Origin of the sequence: Collinsella sp. AF05-9, assembly GCF_003465595.1 — a bacterium.
Taxonomy (GTDB): domain Bacteria; phylum Actinomycetota; class Coriobacteriia; order Coriobacteriales; family Coriobacteriaceae; genus Collinsella.
Window position 1 is genome coordinate 69,651 of sequence record NZ_QSBB01000007.1, and the last position, 17,602, is coordinate 87,252.

A 17,602-nucleotide genomic window follows, 5' to 3' on the forward strand; every position below is an offset into this window, starting at 1 on the left:
AAACAATAAAGGCCTCGGCTCGTTTGGTGCGAGCCGAGGCCTTTTGCGTTGGGCGGTTGCTGTCGGTGGCGAACTAGAACAGGAAGCCGATGGCGATGAGGGCGATGCTGACGATGAGTACGGCGATATCCAGGCTTTTGATGGGGTAGCGCTTATACGAACTCGCGCGCGTGCGCAGGTAGAAGCCGCGCTGCTCGGCAGCAAGTGCGGTGGCATCGGTCTTGCCCACACTCGAAATAAGCAGTGGCACGCACAGCGGCAGCATGAGTTTGAGTTTCTTGACGGGATTCTTAGTGTCGTATTCGACGCCGCGTGCAGTCTGCGCCTCCATGATGGCGTTCATTTCCTGGCCAAATACCGGCACAAAGCGCAGTGCCGTGGTAAAGGTGAAGGCATAGTGATATGGCACGTGCAGCACCTCGACGCAGGCGTTGGCGAGGTCGTTGAGCTTGGTCACCATAAGCATGAGGATGAGTGGCAGCGCCACGCCCAACAGGCGTAGGCAGGCCTTCGATCCGGTAATGAGGCCCGTGTCGGTGATAAAGCCCCACACCACGTTGCCGTCGCGCATAAAGGCCAGCTGAAGCACCAGCATGATAAGCGCGAGCGGAATCAGCAGCTTGAGTAGTGAGAGCAGACGGTCGACGACGCCGGCGTAGGCGCCCAGTGCAAGGGTGAGCGCCAAAAAGCCCAACAGAGCCACGTAGGTATCGGACAGGAAGATGCCGATGATGATGGCGGCGGCAAGGCCCAGTTTGACGACCGGGTTCAAGCGGTGCAGCAGTGTATCGCCCGGCATATAGTCGATGACGTTAACCACGGTGGACCATCTCCTCGGTAATGCGAACGATATCGGTGACCTCGCTCACCTGTGCAAAGGCGGGAGAGACGGAGGATGCCAGGCGACGAGAAAGCTCTATGACCTGGGGTGGCTCAACGTAGGCTCGCTGCATGAGCTCGCAGTTCGAGAACAGCTCGTGCGTGCAGCCGCGCTCGAGGATGCGGCCGTCGGCCATCACCACGATGCGCTCGGCAAAGTCGGATACGACTTCCATGTCGTGGCAGACCATGATGACGGCGCAGCCGCGCTCGGCCATGGTGCGCACGGTTTCCATGACGGTCATGCACTCACGGTAGTCAAGGCCGCTCGTGGGCTCGTCGAGCACCACGATTTTGGGCTCTACGACCACGACGGAGGCGAGTGCCACCATCTGGCGCTGACCGCGCGAGAGCGAGAAGGGCGCCTCGTCGGCCGGCAAGCCAAAGCGGTCGATGACGAGCTGGGCGCGACGTAGCGCCTCGGCACGGTCGATGCCGGCAAGCTCCAGGCCAAAGGCGACCTCGTCGAGCACAGTGTCCTTGCAGATCTGGCGGTCGGGGTTTTGGAAGAGGGTTGCGACTTCGCGGGCGATGCGGCTCGTGGGAACGGCTGCGGTATCCAGTCCCGTGACACGCACGCTGCCCGAGGCGGGCTTAAGCAGGCCCGTGAGCAGCTTGGTGAGCGTGGTCTTGCCGGCGCCGTTTTGGCCGACGATGCCCACGAGCTCGCCGGGATAGAGGGTCAGGTTGAGGTCGTGGACGGCAGCGCCGCCATTGGGATAGGCAAACTCAACGTGATCGAAGGTGAGCACGGGCTCGGCGTCCCTGGCGTGCGGGCGCAACGACGGTGCGTGCGGTGAGCCGGCGGGTGCCTGAATGTCACTGCTCGCGTGTGCGGGGTCGACGATGCCCGAAATCAGGCGCTCGGCCTCATCAACATCCAAACAGGGAGTGCCGCTGGCCAGGCCATCGACCTCGAGGCTGTTGAAAATGCGCGTGACACGCGGGCAATCGACGCCGATGGCGCGGAGCTCATCGGAGTGTGCGAAGACTTCGTGCGGCTCGCCCTGTAGCGCGATTTCGCCATGATTGAGCACGAGCACGCGGTTGCAATACTCCGAAAGCAGGGCGACTTTTTGCTCAACGACGACGATGGTGATGCCGAGTGCGCGGTTGGCCTCACGCAGGGTCTCGAAGACCAGCGTGGAGCTGGCGGGGTCGAGCGCCGCGGTGGGTTCGTCGAGCACGAGCACGCGCGGACGCATGGCGAGGATGGCGGCGATGGCAACCTTTTGCTTTTGGCCGCCCGAAAGCGTGGCGATCTCGCGGTCGCGCAGGTCGCTGATGCCGACGGTCTCGAGCGTCTCGCTCACACGTTGCTCGATCTGGTCGTGGGGAACGCCAAAGTTCTCCAGGCCAAAAAGCATCTCGTCCTCGACGACCGAGGCGACCATCTGCGTGTCGATGTCCTGCAGCACGCTGCCGACGATCTGCGACACATCGGTGAGCGTAACTTCACAGGTGTCGTTGCCGTCGACAGTGACGGAGCCAAAGAACGTGCCGGTGTAATGGTGGGGTACGGCTCCCGACAGACAGGCGGCAAGTGTAGACTTGCCGGCGCCCGAAGGACCGATAATGCCGATAAAATCTCCTTTGTTCACGCCGAGCGAGATATGCTTAAGTGCCTGCTCGGTCTGCGTGCCATAGGAGAACGAGACATCGTCGACGTTGATGATCGTTTCCATGGATACCTTTCAGAGTCATTGGGGACGTTCTTACATGACTAGTCGTTTAAGAACGTCCCCAAGAGCTAGTTGTCTGGGACAGTCTTTGGTGGTGGAGCACGGAGACGGCTTTGCGAGGGGCCCCAGGTTGGCGCGAAAGAGGAGCGAAGCGTACTTGGGTACGCGAGCGACGAATGAACGCCAAGATGGGGTGGCTCGTAAAGCCGAGCGGGTTAGTTGAGCCTAAGGGACTTCTGGATGGGCAGATAGAGGGCGCCGACCAGAATAGCGTTAAACACGGCGGTCATGGCGACAACGGGCAGCATGGCTGCGGCGAGCTCGCCCACCACGCCGAGCATGGCCATCTTGATGACCATGAAGATGACGCCCGAGACAAAGGTGGTCACGAACGTTGCGATGATGGCGACGGCAGGCTTAACCTGGCCGCCCTTTGTAGCAGCGTTGACAATGACAGCCATGAGCATGGCGGCAATGCCCTCGGCGGCAAAATCGACAAACGGCGAGGTGGTGGTGATCTGGATCACGGCGGCCGAGATAAGGCCGATGACGAGCGCCTGACCAATGTTGGGGCGAACGACCAGGATGGTGAGGCAGAAGGCCGAGATGATGAACTCGGGGCTAATCATGCCGCCCGAGATGCTGGAGATAGCCTTGCCGACGGTGAAGTTGAGAATGAAGCCGGCGGCAAGGAGGATGGCGAGCAGGACAAGGGCACGGATATCGAGCTTACCGCGGTCGGCGGTCTGGACGGTGCGGGGCTGGGCGGTGGTGGTGTTCTGAGACATGGTGAAAATCCTTTCGGAGGGGAAGTGCAAGAGAAGAAAGCGGAGGCGCGTGATGCGAATGCGATCGGGCTCGAGATGGAAAAAGGCCCCCGGTCGAAACCGGAGGCCTTCCAATCACCTAGAGCGCAAAAACAGGCGTGAGGGACTCACTGTCGACCGATCGTATTCGCATCACGCCACCACCAGTTGTTGAGAGACTTCATCGTGTTCTTCATGTTGGTGACTCCTTTCGTGATGCCGTGGCGCGGTCACACCTAGTTGCTGTTGCGCTGCACTATAGCACAGCGATATATGTGCAGGGAAATCTTTTTTGAAAAGATTTCAGCGGCGTTTCCCGCCGGCCAGATGACGGGCTAGGAGGGCAAGGCCGCTCACGCTGTCTCGCCCTCCTTTAGAACGTGAGGGTCTTAGGCCTTCTTGCGACGATAGAGCACGAAGCCGCAGACACCGATGATGACGACGGCACCAACAGCCATGGCGGCCATGTTGTTGCCCTCGGACTTCTCCTCGGTTGCCTCTTCCTTAACCTCGGGCTCGGCAACGTCCTCATCGGAGAGGGCCTCGTCGGCGTAGGTGATGGACTCGACCAGGCAGTCGTTGTCGGCATCGTAGTCACTCGGGACGAACTTCTCGGAGAAGTCGCCCTTCTTGAGGTAATCGCGCATCTCCTCGAGCATGGCCTTGCACTTGACGTAGGTGTTCTTGGTCGCGGCTTTGCCAGCCTTGTTGGCCAGGGCGGTGCGGGCCTCGGTGCCCTCGGCAGCTTGCATGGCCTCGTCGACGGTCAGGTTCTGCTCGATGAGCTCCTTCTGCAGAGCGTCGAGATAGGCGCGGACGCCGGTGGCGCAGTTGTCGCGGTTCTCCTCGGCGAGCGTGTTGATGTCCATGAGGACGTAATTGATGGAGTTCTTGGGCTCCTCGTTGTTCACGACGTCTTCCTCTTCACAGTGATCGAAGGAGACATCCTGATCGCTGAAGTAGGGGCTGACCTCGGTGAGCAGTGCGGAGTAGAAGGGAATAGCGACGGAGAACTCGGCGTTGGAGAGCATCTCCCACTGGATGGTCGCGATCTCGGGGTCCATGCCCTGACGGATCTGGAAGGTGTGGATCTCGGTGTTACGGTTGGAGCCGATGGCATAGGCACCGTCGGTGTTGGCGTTGAGGCCGGCGACATTCTCGCCACGAGTAGCAAAGCTGCGGATCATCTCAAAGGTGTTCCAGTCGGACTTGCCGGGCTGGAAGAACAGCGGCTGCATCTCGTGGACCAGGGCGCCGGTCGTGGCACGAGCATCTTCGCGCTCGTCCTTAACGATCTCGTAGTCGGTGCCCTCGGCAAGCGGAGCCATGAAATAATCGCGGCCCTGGATATAGCGAGACCAAGAATGCATGGCCTTATCGCTAATTTCCTCACCGTAGGTCTGGGCAACGTCGAACTGGCCGTCCTCGAAGTACTTGGCAAAGCCCTTTTCTTCGGGCATGGTCTGAATGTCCTTGGAGTGGAGGCAGTTCTCGGTGTCGTCGAGGTTGACCTTGTAGTTAAGGTTGCCGATGTTGGGGTTGACCGAGGCGATGTCGTCGGTGAGCTTCATGGCAATCCACTGATGGCCAGAAAGTCCGGCGAACAGCCAGGTCTCGTTGTTGTCGGCGATGATGACCTGGTCGTTGGTGCAGATGCCCTGCTCGTCGACCAGGCTACCGAGGAGCTCGACGCCCTCGCGGGCCGTGGCACTCTCGCCCAGGATGACGCTGGCGTAATTGTACTCACCGATGCCGGTCTCCTCGGTAATGGGGTCGGCCTCCTCAGCCTTCTCGTTGTAGGAGGTGCTCAGCGTGGCAGAGCAGGAGACGCCCTTCTCGTTGATGCCAGCCTCGGAATAAGCGTCATAGCGATCTTCCCACTGAGAGGGGTTGTCGCGAACGAAGGTGTAGCGGTAGGTCGCGCCCTTGGACTTGTACTCAAAGCCGGATTCGAGCGAGCTATACTCGCTGCCGTCCTTGTGCGCAGGCTCAATGCCAAAGTGCTTGATATAGCGCGGGCTAAAGTCCTCTGCGCGGCCGTAGTACGTGTTGCCGTCCGCCGTGAGTTTGCTGCCCATGTAGATCTGGGTGCAAGCGAGCGCCGAGGTCGGCATGGCCATAATGGCCGCAGCTCCGAATGCGAGGCCGCAGCCAAGCTTCTTGAGCGTGTTGACGGGATGAGTAAACCTCATAATCCCTCCCAACTGTTGAGACCCCGCAAAGCTATGTGGAATCTCAGCTAATAAATACATCTATTAGCCTATAGGAAGTCTAAAGAGTATTCATCTATTTCGATGAAATACTCGATGAGCGTCCTAAAATATGCGATGAACGGATAAGAATACTCATTATGTAGCTTTACTTAAATAAAGGCACCCTGCAATTACTCTACCTGAATAAAGCACCTTGCACGGGGCGCAAAGAAAAATCCCCCGCTGTTTGGCAAATGCATAAACAACGGGGGAGACGATGATTGGATGAATATCATACCAATGTGGAATTACTTCTTCCGGCGGTGGATAACGTTAATCGCATAGCCGATGAGCATGGCCAAAACGATGACGATAAAGCCGAGCAGGGGATTGTCGTTCATGGGGTCCTCCTATTTTCCGAGTGGGGAGAATTCGTCGACGATGAGGTCGAGGCATTGCGGAAGTGCGCGGGCTCCAAAGACGCCCGAGTTGCTGGAGATGATTTCGCCATCGAACTGCATGCCCAGCGACGGGGTGCAGGTGATCTTGGCTTCTTTGGTCTGGATGATCTTAAACTGCGGACGGCCGAGCACCTTGCCGGCGGGGTCGAGCGCGGCGGTGATCACGGTCGGGAGGAGCTGCACGGTTTTTACGGGCTCGATGACTGCGATATCGACCATGCCGTCGTTCATGCGACAGTCGGGGAACAGGTTGATGTCGTTTTGGATGACCGAGGTGTTGCCGGCCATGCAGCAGATGCCATCGAGCTCCTCGACAATGCCGTCATGCTCAATTGTAAAGTGCGCCACCGTGGGGTTGGGCGTGGCGAGCGCGGATAGGAAGTAGGCGATCTCGCCGATGTCGTTTTTGGTGGGGGCGGCCTTCATCATGATCTCGGCGTCGTAGCCAGAGCCGGCGATGATGATGAAGCCGTGGCGCTTTTCGTTGCCGTTCTCGTCGAGCCAAAAGAGCTCACCCATATCCGCCTTGACGGTGCGGCCGACGCGGCAGGCCTTGGCGAGCGCCGCGGCCTCGGGGGCATTGCCGATGTTGTTGAAGAACAGGCAGGCCGTGCCGGAGGGGAAGACGAGCGTGGGGACGCCGCATCCGCGCATCTGGTCGAGCACGTTGGAGACGGTGCCGTCGCCGCCCGAAATCACCACGCGATCAAACTCGCGCACGTCTGCCACGGCGTCCTCGGGTTCCATGCCATCGCCGATAAAACGCATCACGACCTCGTCGCCGCCCTGCGCGAGGGCGTGCGTGAACGCGTAGATTTCATCTGAGCTGGGGCCCGATGCCGGGTTGTGGATGATAAGGCAGCGCATACTTACGTTCCCGTTCTGTGACTAACCGAGTATAGTTGTAGGGCAATGCCGATATCCTACCCGTGTTTTTCGGGCCTAACCTTATTCGATGGGTTGATATGTACATTTCCACACATCAGGCTCTGCTCGACTTTTGTCAGCGCGCCCGCGAGTTCGACGCGATTGCCGTCGATACCGAGTTTTTGCGCGAGCGCACGTTCCACCCGCGCCTGTGCTTGGTTCAGATTGCCACCCCTGCCGAGAGCGTCGCGGTCGATCCTCTGGTGATCGACGACCTATCGCCGCTGGCCGAGCTTATGGGCGATGAGAGCGTGACCAAGGTATTTCACGCCTGCTCGCAGGATATGGAGGTTATGCTTCATACCGTGGGCGTGCTGCCGCGTCCCATTTTTGACACGCAGGTGGCCGCCGCCTTTTTGGGCGAGCGCCAGCAGATTTCCTACGGCGCGCTCGTGCAGACGTTTTGCGGTGTCTCATTGCCCAAGACCGAGTCACTGACCGATTGGTCGCGCCGCCCGCTGACCGACAAACAGATCGAGTACGCGATCGATGACGTCAAGTACCTGATTGTTGCCTATACCGAGATGATGAGTCGCCTGCGCGAGCTGGGCCGGGTGGACTGGGTGCTCGACGAGTTGCGTCCGCTGGCCGACGGGTCGCATTATCGCGCCGATCGTCACGAGGCATTCCGCAAGGTCAAGCGCATCAACTCGTGCAGCCGCCATCAGCTGGGCATTGCGCGCGAGCTCGCCGCCTGGCGCGAGGACCGCGCCGAGCGCCGCAACATCCCGCGCAAGTGGGTCATGTCCGACGATACGCTGCTGGCGCTCGTCAAGCGCAATCCCGTGCGCGTCGAGGAGTTCCGCAGCATCCGCGGCACCGATCAGCTGGGGGAGCGCGACGTGGACGGCGCGCTCATGGCCATCAAACGCGGCGCGAGCTGCCCGCACGACCGCCTGCCGCTCATGGTGCGCGGGCATCGCCAGATTTCGCCGGAGTTGGAGAGCGTGACCGACCTTATGTATGCGCTTATTCGCTTGGTTGCCGAGCGCTCGGGCGTAGCGACCTCGGTCATTGCCTCGCGCGATGACCTGGCCGACTATATTGAGCATCCCGAGCAGAGTCCCCTGCGCGAAGGCTGGCGCTTTGAGCTTGTGGGCTCGCGCCTGGACGATCTGCTCTCGGGCAATATGGGGTTGACGGTCAAAGATGGCAAAATTGAATTGCTATAGCTATAAAGTTACGCGGTTTTACCAAACCGCGTAACAGCTCGACGCTGCAAACGGCCGAGAGCGGCAATCTGACGTTCAATCGTCGCTCGCGTACCAAAGTACGCGTCGCTTCTCTTTCACGTCACCTTGCTCGCTCTCGGCCGTTTTCGCTGACAATGCCTAAACATCGATGCTGACTTGCCTGCTGGGCGAGTGGGTAGAATGCCTCCAACGTGTAACTCGATTCGGAGGAATTCGCATGCCTTATTACTATGGATACGGCTTTGGTATCGACCCGCTGTACCTGCTGGTTGTTCTTGTCTGCACGGTGCTTGGCCTTGCCGCGCAGAGCTATATCAATTCGACGTACAAGACGTGGTCCAAGGTTCGCTCGGACGGCGACACGGGCGCCAGGGTCGCTCGCCGCATGCTCGACGCGAACGGCTGCAGTGCCGTGGGTATCAAGGGCGTCGCCGGTGAGCTCACTGACCATTACAACCCGCAGGACAACAACCTGTATCTGTCGGATTCCAACCGTTCGGGCGGTTCGGTCGCAAGCGTTGCTGTCGCTTGTCACGAGGCAGGCCATGCCGCGCAGCGTCAAAGCGGCTATGCCATGATGAAGGTACGTACCGCCCTCGTGCCGGTCGTCAACTTTACCCAGAACACCTGGACCATCGTGCTGCTCATGGGCTTGTTCATGAACATCGCGGGACTCACGACCCTCGCGCTGATCTTCTTCTCGTTTAGCGTGCTGTTCCAGCTCGTTACGCTGCCGGTCGAGATTGACGCCAGCCGCCGCGCCGTGGCGTATATCGAGCAGTCGGGCATGAGCTCCAAACAGGTCAACGGTGCCAAGAAGGTGCTGACGGCCGCCGCGCTTACCTATGTGGCTGCGGCGCTCACCTCGATTATTCAGCTGCTCTATCTTATGGCTCGCTACAACAGAAACTCCAACCGATAACAAATTGGGTCGTTGGGCGCCGCGGGGATTTGTGTCCCCGCGGCGCTGTACTATGTGTTGGACTTGAATTTGCGCGGGGCCGGAGCCCTTGTGCACGATGACGAAAGGGGGCTGCGTGGCAGGCTGGAATCTAACCGGCAATGCCGTTTCCGCCGAGTTCGACGGTTCGGACGAGCAAGAGCGTAAAGAGCTCAGCGTGAGCCAGGCGGTAGAGATCGCCGCCGGTGCGCTCGATGCTATTCCGCAACTGACCGTCCTGGGCGAGGTCACGGGTTTCCGTGGTCCCAATGCCCGAAGCGGCCACTGCTACTTCCAGATTAAAGACGACTCGGCCGCCGTCGACTGTATCATCTGGAAGGGCGCCTATCTCAAGCGTACCTTCGATCTGCGTGACGGCATGCAGGTGAGCTTTAAGGGCAGCTTCAATCTCTATAAGGCCACGGGCCGCATGAGCTTTGTCGCTCGCTCGTTTTCGCTGGCGGGGGAGGGTCTGCTGCGTCAACAAGTGGCGCAACTGGCCGAAAAGCTACGCCGAGAGGGCCTGATGGACGAAGCGCGCAAGCGCCGCATCCCGGTGTTTTGCTCGCGCGTGGCGGTCGTCACCTCGCTTTCGGGTGCCGTAATCGACGACGTCAAGCGTACATTGCGTCGTCGCAACCCGCTCGTCGAGCTCGTTTGCGTGGGCGCCAAGGTTCAAGGCGAGGGTGCGCCGGCCGAGCTCATTGAGGGCTTGCGCCGCGCCGCTTCCATTACGCCGGCGCCCGACTGTATTTTGCTGGTGCGCGGCGGCGGTTCCTTTGAGGACCTCATGACCTTTAATGACGAGGAGCTTGCCCGCGCGGTGGCAGCCTGTCCCGTGCCCGTGGTGACGGGTATTGGGCATGAGCCCGATACCTCGATCTGCGATATGGTGAGCGACCGTCGCGCCTCCACGCCCACGGCAGCGGCAGAATCGGTGGCGCCGGCTATGACGGAGTTGGCAGACGTGCTCGAGACGCGCCATCAGCGTCTGGGCGCCGCGATGGCTTCGATGATAGGGTCGGATCAGGTCGATCTGGAAATGCTCGATCAGCGCGGTCGCCGTGCCTGGGATACCTATACGGCTCGCTTGGGCGATGCGCTCGATGCGGCTGCGTGTCGCCCGTGCCTCAACGACCCCACATTTATGGTCGAGCGTCGCGAATCGGAGCTTGCCCTGACGGCCGATCGTCTGTCTGGCGCCATAACGCGTTCGGTCGGGTCCTTTCGTTCCAACTTCGAGCGTCTGCCCGAGCGCTTGATCGCAAGCACCTCAGGGCTTGATGGCAAGCGCCATGCTCTCATGCTCGCAAGCTCCCGTCTAGAGCATCAGGGGCGCACGATGCTCAGCAAGCCAGCGTCCGACCTGGGCCGTGCGGCGGCTTCGCTCGATGCCCTGTCGCCGCTTAAGGTACTTGCCCGCGGTTACTCCATCGCGTACGGCGATGATGGGGTTGCTACGAGCGCCAAGACCTTTAAGCCCGGCGACGCCATCCGCGTGCGCATGGCAGACGGCAACGTGTCGGCAACCGTCAACGCGGTCGAGTAGACCGCGTTTCACAGTGATAGACCCTTAGGAAAGGAAACAGTTATGGCAGAGAAGACCCCGGTCGAGCAGCTTACGTACAAGCAGGCCTCACAGGAGCTGGAGCTCATCATCCGCAGCCTGGAGTCGGGCGATATGGAGCTTGAGGAGTCGCTTGAGAGCTACACCCGCGGCGTCGAGCTCCTCAAGAGCCTGCGCACCCGCTTGTCCGATGCCGAGCAGAAGGTCTCGGTGCTCCTTAAGGACGTCGACGGCAACGACGTACTCGCCGACGGCGAGGCCGCCAACACCGACGACAACCTTTCGTTCTAACCATTCCGACCAAATATAATTACCTTGGTCTGTGAGAAAGGAACAACCATGTGTGATTGCATCTTCTGCAAAATTGCCAACCACGATATCCCCTCGACCGTCGTCTACGAGGACGACCAGGTCATCGCGTTCGACGACCTTAACCCCCAGGCGCCGGTCCACACGCTCGTGATCCCCAAGAAGCACTACAGCGACATCGCCGACAACGTGCCCGCCGAGACCATGGGCGCCATGGCCCACGCCGTCCAGGAGGTCGCCAAGGCCAAGGGTCTGGAGGACGGTTTCCGCGTCATTTCCAACAAGGGTGTCAACGCCGGCCAGACCGTCATGCACTTCCACATGCATGTCCTCGGCGGCAAGAACCTGGGCGAGAACCTCATCTGAGGACACGTAGCCCGTCGACTTGGCTGCCTTTGGAGTAATCTATGCAGCTTTCTCAACTCGAATACCTTCAAGCGGTAGCGAACTATGGCGGCGTGCGCAAAGCAGCTCGCGCCGTTCATGTGAGTCCGCAGGCCGTTTCGTCGGCAATCAAAAAGTTGGAATCTGAGTATCAGATTGTTTTGCTCGACCGATCGGCGGGGGAGGCTGTTTTGTCTCCGGCGGGCAGAGAATTTGCGCGTCGTGCACGCGTGATCCTGGCACAAGTCGACGATCTTAAAAAGTACGCCCAATCGAGGGACGACGGCGTCTCGCCCGACGGCCACTTCCGTCTTTACGCCCCCTGCCTTCAAGGGCGGGGGCGTCTCTTTTCCGAAAACTGGTACGACTCGTTTGAAAGCTCGCACCCTCAGATTCACCTTGATGTGTGGCATCAGCCAACGGCTACATGCTTTGAATCACTTGTGCTTGGCATTTCGGATGCGGCCATCTCATTTGAGGAACCAAGGAACAGTGTCCTTTCTTCGAAATACTTGGGTGAAAAGGAGCTCAAGGTTCTTTCGTGCCCAGCGGGTCATCAATCTGTGGGCGCTATGACCGTTCGTGAGTTACTGGGCGGCAGGTTAGCTGTTCCCATTAATTTGTCGCCCTGTCTCAATGCAATCAATCAATGCCCCGAAGCTCAGCTGGTTAATTTCCGCTTCCGCGACGTCGAATACGGAAACAGAGCGCAGGCTGAGTTTCTTCAAGCCGGGGGATTGATATTGGGTTTTTCTGGCTCTTCTCTCGCATCAGATGGATCGGAAGTGAGCGAGTGCTCCATTGAAGCCTCGCATGACGTAGTCTTGCCCATCTACTTCTGCTATCGGCAAAACTCCTGGACCGATCGACACCAGACGGTTTTTCTGCACCTATTGCGTCATCTTGCTTCGTGAGATTAATTGGCTTCGAGACGTCAAGTGATTATTGACGCCTTGCAACACATAGCTGACAGCTTTGCCCTCATGCTTTTCCAAGATTCCGATTTAGATTGCTGACTCTTGGAGGGCGGAGCATGAAAAACCGTACGGTTTTGCTTTATATGACGTTCGTTTTTCTGTCGAACTTCAGCACCATTTTGTATTTTCTGACGGTTTACCTTGAATTCGTCGGATTCTCGATGGTGGCGATTTCTAGCATGATGATTGCATATCAAGTGAGCAAGTTCATCCTCGAAGTTCCCACTGGCTATATTGCTGATAGGTTTGGACGAAAGACAAGCGGTCTCGTTGGCGTCGTGGGAATGCTTGGATACTACGCCGCCCTGCTTCTCGTCCGTTCTCCCCTGCTTTTAATCGGTGCGTTCGCTCTCAAGGGTTTTGCCGTTGCGTGTGTGAGCGGATCCATCGAAGCGATTTACATTGACAGCGTCTCTCAGGACCAGCTCGTAAGACTTAATGTCGTTGAGCGATTTGTTTTCTATGCCTCTTATGCCATCTCCGCTTGCGTGGGCGGTTTCATTTCGTCCGTCGGTGCATATCTCATTGGTCTTTCGGCAGATATCATCGCAATGGTGTTGACGTTGGTTGTCGTTGTCTGCATTCCTGAGATGCGAAGAGGGGGCACTGCGACGACACCTGAACATGGGATTAGCCCGAAGATGATCGGTGCCGCTATTGCGGGTAATGGCATTCTTCGTTCAGCGTTCATCATGGACTGTTCTCAGGCATTTGCTTTTGTCGCCCTGGAAGACTTTTTCTCACTGCTGCTTGCGGGTCGCGGAATGAATGCCGTCGCTTCGGGTGTGACCATTGCGGTTCAGCTCCTTGCCTCGGCCTCCATGGGACTTATTGTGCCCTGTGCGATTGCTCATGTCGACAAGGGCCGCTTTGCGCGTATTTGCGGCATCGTGCGTCTTTTCCTGACAGCTCTGTTTTTGATTCCCTTAACTCCGGTTTATTTGCTGCCCGTGTTCTATGTGCTGCAGACGGTCGCGTACTCGTTATTTGCTCCAATTAAATACTCAATTTTTCAAAAAGCAGCCGATCCTTCGATGCGCTGTTCACTGATTTCGGTTCAAAGCCAGATGGTGGCGGTGGGTGCCATCCTTTTCTATCTGTTCAACGCTGCGTTGAGCGGCATCGCGGGCATTCGAGTCATATTGCTTGTCGCGCTCGGGATTTCTTCCCTTGTGTATATCCCCGCGTTATTTCGTCTTACAAGCCAGAGGACATGAGTATTTAGGCACCGATAACTTATATATCAACGCAATAAACCCGAGCGCGAGGGCGTTTGGGTTTATTATTGAAGCGTATGTAACCTGGCGGCGCCACACCGCCTGTTAGTAGGGAGACACATGAACGTTCTGGTCGTCAACGCAGGATCTTCGACCCTTAAGTATCAGGTCATCGATACCAAGTCCCATAAGGTGTCCGCAAAGGGCTCCTGCGAGCGCGTCTGCTTTACCGGCGGCACTTTCACCCATGCTGCCAACGGCTCCAAGAAGGTGACCGAGAACATCGAGTTCCCCGACCACAAGGTCGCCATCGAGGTTGTCCTGAAGGACCTCGAGGCCAACGGCGTCAAGATTGAGGGTATCGGCCACCGTATCGTTCAGGGCGGTTGGTACTTTGGCGATTCCTCCCTCGTCGACGAGGATGTCCTCGCCAAGATCCGCGAGGTCGCTCCGCTCGCCCCGCTGCACAACAACCCCGAGGCCAACGTTATCGAGTACTGCCTGGAGCAGTATCCCGACCTGCCCAACGTCACGGTTTACGACACCGCTTTCCACTTCAACATGCCCGAGGTCGCCAAGACTTACGCCCTGCCCAAGGACGTCTGCGACAAGCTGCACATCCGTAAGTACGGCGCCCACGGCACCAGCTACCGTTACATCTCCAAGAAGGTCGCCGAGATGACCAACGGCGAGGCCCGCAAGGTCGTCGTGTGCCATATCGGCTCCGGCGCTTCCCTGTGCGCCATCGAGGACGGCAAGTGCATGGACACCACCATGGGCTTGACGCCGCTCGACGGCGTTATGATGGGCACCCGCTGCGGCTCCATCGACCCGGCTACCGTGTGCTACCTGCAGCGCGAGGGCGGCTACACCTTCGACGAGGTCGACGAGATGATGAACAAGAAGTCCGGCCTTTTGGCTGTGACCGGCGGCAAGACCAACGACTGCCGCAACGTCGAGGAGCTCGCCGCCGCCGGTGACCCCGAGGCCCAGCTTGCCTTCGATATGTTCGTCTACAAGATTGCCGCCAAGGCTGCCGAGATGGCCACCTCCATGTGCGGTATGGACACCCTGGTCTTCACTGCCGGCATCGGTGAGCACGCTCCTGCCGTCCGCGCCGGCGTGGCCGACCGCCTGGCCTTTATGGGCGTCAAGATGGATCATGCCCGCAACGCCCTGCGTGGTGACGGCGCATGGTGCCTGTCTGCCAAGGATTCCAAGGTTAAGATTTTCGTTATCCCCACGGACGAGGAGTTCATGATCGCTTCCGACGTCGAGCGCATCGTCAACGGCAAGTAATTGCAAAAGGGGAGGGGCTGGACGACCGAGCGCCGTTCGGCCCCTCTTTTGTGCTCGTTGGGCGATATGCCTGATAGTTATTTATTAAGTTGTGATAACTTCTTATTAACATGCGGCCGCCTTAAGGGGTCTGCGCCGACCGTATCGCACTGCAAAGGAGTCTCATGAACGTACTTGTTGTCAACGCCGGTAGCTCAAGCCTTAAATATCAGCTTTTGGATACCGATACCCGCGAGGTTTTCGCCAAGGGCAACTGCGAACGTATCGGTTCGGACGTGGGCATCTTTGGCCACTCCGAGAACGGTGGCGCCAAGCAAACCGAGGAGGCCCCCTTCCCGGATCACCGTTCGGCTATCGCACGCGTGCTCGAAGAGCTCGAGAAGACCGACTTTACGATCGATGGCATTGGGCATCGTATTGTTCAGGGTGGCTGGTACTTTGACGATTCCGCGGTCGTTGACGATGAGGTCATGGCTAAGATCCTCGAGGTGGCACCGCTTGCCCCGCTACACAACTACGGCGAGGCAGCGGCAATCGAGTATTGTCGCGAGAAGTATCCGGAGCTGCCCAACGTGGCCGTCTTCGACACCTCGTTCCACATGACTATGCCCGAGGTCGCCTACACCTACGCCCTGCCCAAGGACGTGCGTGACAAGTATCACGTGCGCAAGTACGGCGCCCACGGCACAAGCCACCGCTATGAGTGGATGATGGCCAAGGAGATCTTGGGTTCGCGCTGCCACCGTCTGCTTTCGTGTCATCTGGGCAACGGCGCTTCGCTCGCCGCCATCGAGGACGGTGTATGCCGCGATACCACGATGGGCCTCACGCCGCTCGACGGCCTGATGATGGGCACCCGTTGTGGTTCCATTGACCCGGCTACCGTGTGCTACCTGCAGCGCGAGGGCGGCTACAGCTACCAGGAAGTCGATGACATGATGAACAAGCAGTCTGGTCTGCTTGCCATCTCGGGCATCTCCAACGACGCCCGTGACATCCGTACGCGCGCCTCCGAGGGCGACGAGCGCTGCCTGCTTGCCTTCGATATGTTCGCCTACAAGGCCATGCAGCAGGCCGGCTCCATGATCGCTTCAATGGCGGGCGTGGACACCATTACCTTTACCGCCGGCATTGGCGAGAACGACTGGTCGATCCGCAAGGCTTTCTGCGACTGCTTCGAGTGGCTGGGCGTGCGCATCGACAACAACAAGAACCGCGAGGCCGTGGGTAACGGCCCGCAGGTCATCAGCGCCGCCGGCTCTTCCGTCACGGTCATGGTCATCCCCACCGACGAGGAATACATGATCGCCCACGACGTCGAGCGTCTGACCGCGAATAACTAGTGCGTTCGCTTGCGATTGAACGAAAGGCCTCCTGAGCAGCAGCTCAGGAGGCCTTTTTGCTAGCAGGCGAAAATTCCAGTCCCAAAGTGATCATCACCAGTAACGCCTGCGCTCCCAGCAATGACACCCATCCATTCAGATCCTCAGCCCCAGCTCGTAGCCAAGCCGCCGTCCACTCCAGATGCTCTGAATGCTTCGTGGCAGTAGAAGGCCGTACGGGCTAACCCCTGAAAACATTCCGCACCAGAAACGCCCCCGTTCGTAGCTCCGAAGGAGCAGAACGGGGGCGTTTCATTGGTCGAGGACGTTTTCAGGGGTTAGCCCGTACGGCCTTCGGGCGAGTGCGTCCGCTACTCAGCCATCTGAGCCTGGACGGCGGTGATGGCTACGACACCCACGATGTCGTCGGCAGAACAGCCGCGCGAAAGGTCGTTAACCGGCTTGGCGATGCCCTGCAGGATGGGGCCGTAGGCGTCGGCACCAGCGAAGCGCTGAACCAGCTTGTAGCCGATGTTGCCGGCCTCGAGGTCGGGGAACACGAGCACGTTGGCCTTGCCGGCAACGGAGGAGCCGGGAGCCTTGAGCTGGGCGACGGTGGGGACGATAGCAGCATCGAGCTGCAGGTCGCCGTCGATGGCGAGCTCGGGTGCCTTCTCCTTGCAGAACTTCACGGCCTCCTGGACCTTCTTGGCGACCTCGCCACCGGCGGAGCCCATGGTGGAGTAGGAGAGCATGGCCACGTGCGGCTCAACATTGCCCATGAAGGTGGACCAGGAGTGAGCGGAGGCGATGGCGATCTCGGAGAGCTCGTCGGAGGACGGGTTGATGTTGAGGCCGCAGTCGGCGAAGATCAGCGTGCCGTCGGTGCCGAACTGCGGGGTGTCGGTGCACATCACGAAGAAGGCCGAGACCAGCTTGGTGCCCGGGGCGGTCTTGAGGATCTGAAGCGCGGGGCGCAGGGTGTCGGCGGTGGAGTGGCAGGCGCCGGAGACCAGGCCGTCGGCGTCGCCCATCTTGACCATCATGGTGCCAAAGTAGGTGGCGTCCATCACCTGGGCGCGAGCCTGCTCGATGGTAACGCCCTTCTTGGCGCGGAGCTCGGCAAACTTCTGTGCGTACTCCTCGTGCTTCTCGGCATTGCGCGGGTCGATGACGGTGGCGCCGGGAACGTTGATCTCGTTGGGATCGCCCAGGATGACGATGTTGGCCAGGCCTTCCTCGATGATCTTGTTGGCCGCGACGATGGTGCGCGGATCCTCGCCCTCGGGCAGGACGATGGTCTTAAGGTCGGCCTTGGCGGCAGACTTCATACGGTTTAGGAAATCGCTCATGTTACTCCTTACAAGCGTTTCGCTAAGCTCCAGGCGCCCGGCTGTTCACGAATAAACCCGCTGCTAGCGGGTCTACCTTTCAATTATGTTCGCCG

General features: G+C 59.1%; 15 protein-coding genes. 9 read left to right on the forward strand and 6 right to left on the reverse strand.

What is annotated here, in order from left to right:
- Positions 1-73: 73 nt before the first annotated feature.
- From DWV43_RS03845 to DWV43_RS03865, 5 genes are all read right to left on the reverse strand, one after another.
- The gene (locus tag DWV43_RS03845) at positions 74-820 is read right to left on the reverse strand and encodes an energy-coupling factor transporter transmembrane protein EcfT (RefSeq protein WP_117817816.1); all 747 of its coding nucleotides are present in this window, start codon (positions 818-820) and stop codon (positions 74-76) included.
- Positions 813-2,564, reverse strand: coding sequence for an ABC transporter ATP-binding protein (locus DWV43_RS03850; protein ID WP_117817814.1), 1,752 nt, complete (start codon positions 2,562-2,564; stop codon positions 813-815). The genes DWV43_RS03845 and DWV43_RS03850 overlap by 8 nt, the downstream gene beginning before the upstream one ends.
- A 212-nt stretch (positions 2,565-2,776) precedes the next feature.
- The gene (locus DWV43_RS03855) at positions 2,777-3,349 is read right to left on the reverse strand and encodes a hypothetical protein (protein WP_117817812.1); all 573 of its coding nucleotides are present in this window, start codon (positions 3,347-3,349) and stop codon (positions 2,777-2,779) included.
- Positions 3,350-3,756: 407 nt separating this feature from the next.
- A complete protein-coding gene (locus DWV43_RS03860; protein WP_158569823.1) occupies positions 3,757-5,559 on the reverse strand; it encodes a C69 family dipeptidase in 1,803 nt (600 codons plus the stop codon).
- 410 nt (positions 5,560-5,969) lie between these two features.
- Positions 5,970-6,887, reverse strand: a complete 918-nt coding sequence (locus tag DWV43_RS03865) for a diacylglycerol kinase family protein (protein WP_117817808.1) — start codon at positions 6,885-6,887, stop codon at positions 5,970-5,972.
- A 98-nt stretch (positions 6,888-6,985) separates the two neighbouring features.
- Here DWV43_RS03865 and rnd point away from each other — a divergent pair, with 98 nt between their 5' ends.
- The 9 genes from rnd to DWV43_RS03910 all read left to right on the forward strand — a co-directional run bounded on the left by rnd (position 6,986) and on the right by DWV43_RS03910 (position 16,176).
- Positions 6,986-8,119 (forward strand): ribonuclease D, encoded by a 1,134-nt coding sequence (gene rnd / locus DWV43_RS03870; RefSeq protein WP_117817806.1) that lies wholly within the window; start codon positions 6,986-6,988, stop codon positions 8,117-8,119.
- A 238-nt stretch (positions 8,120-8,357) separates the two neighbouring features.
- A complete protein-coding gene (locus DWV43_RS03875; RefSeq protein ID WP_117817804.1) occupies positions 8,358-9,062 on the forward strand; it encodes a zinc metallopeptidase in 705 nt (234 codons plus the stop codon).
- Positions 9,063-9,177: 115 nt separating this feature from the next.
- Positions 9,178-10,629, forward strand: a complete 1,452-nt coding sequence (gene xseA / locus DWV43_RS03880) for an exodeoxyribonuclease VII large subunit (RefSeq protein WP_369832340.1) — start codon at positions 9,178-9,180, stop codon at positions 10,627-10,629.
- Between the two features lie 42 nt (positions 10,630-10,671).
- A complete protein-coding gene (xseB, locus tag DWV43_RS03885) occupies positions 10,672-10,938 on the forward strand; it encodes an exodeoxyribonuclease VII small subunit (protein ID WP_006234311.1) in 267 nt (88 codons plus the stop codon).
- 48 nt (positions 10,939-10,986) lie between these two features.
- Positions 10,987-11,322: a histidine triad nucleotide-binding protein gene (locus DWV43_RS03890; protein ID WP_117817802.1), complete on the forward strand. Its 336-nt coding sequence runs from the start codon at positions 10,987-10,989 to the stop codon at positions 11,320-11,322.
- A gap of 41 nt (positions 11,323-11,363) precedes the next feature.
- The gene (locus tag DWV43_RS03895; RefSeq protein WP_117817800.1) at positions 11,364-12,254 is read left to right on the forward strand and encodes a LysR family transcriptional regulator; all 891 of its coding nucleotides are present in this window, start codon (positions 11,364-11,366) and stop codon (positions 12,252-12,254) included.
- Between the two features lie 119 nt (positions 12,255-12,373).
- Positions 12,374-13,534, forward strand: coding sequence for an MFS transporter (locus DWV43_RS03900; RefSeq protein ID WP_117817798.1), 1,161 nt, complete (start codon positions 12,374-12,376; stop codon positions 13,532-13,534).
- Between the two features lie 120 nt (positions 13,535-13,654).
- Complete coding sequence (locus tag DWV43_RS03905) at positions 13,655-14,833, forward strand: acetate/propionate family kinase (RefSeq protein WP_006234305.1); 1,179 nt, start codon at positions 13,655-13,657, stop codon at positions 14,831-14,833.
- A gap of 164 nt (positions 14,834-14,997) precedes the next feature.
- Entirely contained in the window at positions 14,998-16,176 is a 1,179-nt protein-coding gene (locus tag DWV43_RS03910) for an acetate/propionate family kinase (protein WP_117637507.1), read from the forward strand.
- Positions 16,177-16,526: 350 nt separating this feature from the next.
- Here DWV43_RS03910 and pta read toward each other — a convergent pair whose 3' ends face one another.
- Positions 16,527-17,507, reverse strand: coding sequence for a phosphate acetyltransferase (gene pta / locus DWV43_RS03915; RefSeq protein ID WP_089573084.1), 981 nt, complete (start codon positions 17,505-17,507; stop codon positions 16,527-16,529).
- Between the last annotated feature and the right edge of the window lie 95 nt (positions 17,508-17,602).

Coding starts and splice junctions, on each gene's coding strand:
- DWV43_RS03875 (WP_117817804.1), top strand. CDS start 8,358: ATGCCTTATTACTATGGATACGGCTTTGGTATCGACCCGCTGTACCTG.
- pta (WP_089573084.1), bottom strand. CDS start 17,507: ATGAGCGATTTCCTAAACCGTATGAAGTCTGCCGCCAAGGCCGACCTT.
- rnd (WP_117817806.1), top strand. CDS start 6,986: ATGTACATTTCCACACATCAGGCTCTGCTCGACTTTTGTCAGCGCGCC.
- DWV43_RS03910 (WP_117637507.1), top strand. CDS start 14,998: ATGAACGTACTTGTTGTCAACGCCGGTAGCTCAAGCCTTAAATATCAG.
- DWV43_RS03895 (WP_117817800.1), top strand. CDS start 11,364: ATGCAGCTTTCTCAACTCGAATACCTTCAAGCGGTAGCGAACTATGGC.
- DWV43_RS03855 (WP_117817812.1), bottom strand. CDS start 3,349: ATGTCTCAGAACACCACCACCGCCCAGCCCCGCACCGTCCAGACCGCC.
- DWV43_RS03865 (WP_117817808.1), bottom strand. CDS start 6,887: ATGCGCTGCCTTATCATCCACAACCCGGCATCGGGCCCCAGCTCAGAT.
- DWV43_RS03890 (WP_117817802.1), top strand. CDS start 10,987: ATGTGTGATTGCATCTTCTGCAAAATTGCCAACCACGATATCCCCTCG.
- DWV43_RS03905 (WP_006234305.1), top strand. CDS start 13,655: ATGAACGTTCTGGTCGTCAACGCAGGATCTTCGACCCTTAAGTATCAG.
- DWV43_RS03860 (WP_158569823.1), bottom strand. CDS start 5,559: ATGAGGTTTACTCATCCCGTCAACACGCTCAAGAAGCTTGGCTGCGGC.
- DWV43_RS03900 (WP_117817798.1), top strand. CDS start 12,374: ATGAAAAACCGTACGGTTTTGCTTTATATGACGTTCGTTTTTCTGTCG.
- xseB (WP_006234311.1), top strand. CDS start 10,672: ATGGCAGAGAAGACCCCGGTCGAGCAGCTTACGTACAAGCAGGCCTCA.
- DWV43_RS03850 (WP_117817814.1), bottom strand. CDS start 2,564: ATGGAAACGATCATCAACGTCGACGATGTCTCGTTCTCCTATGGCACG.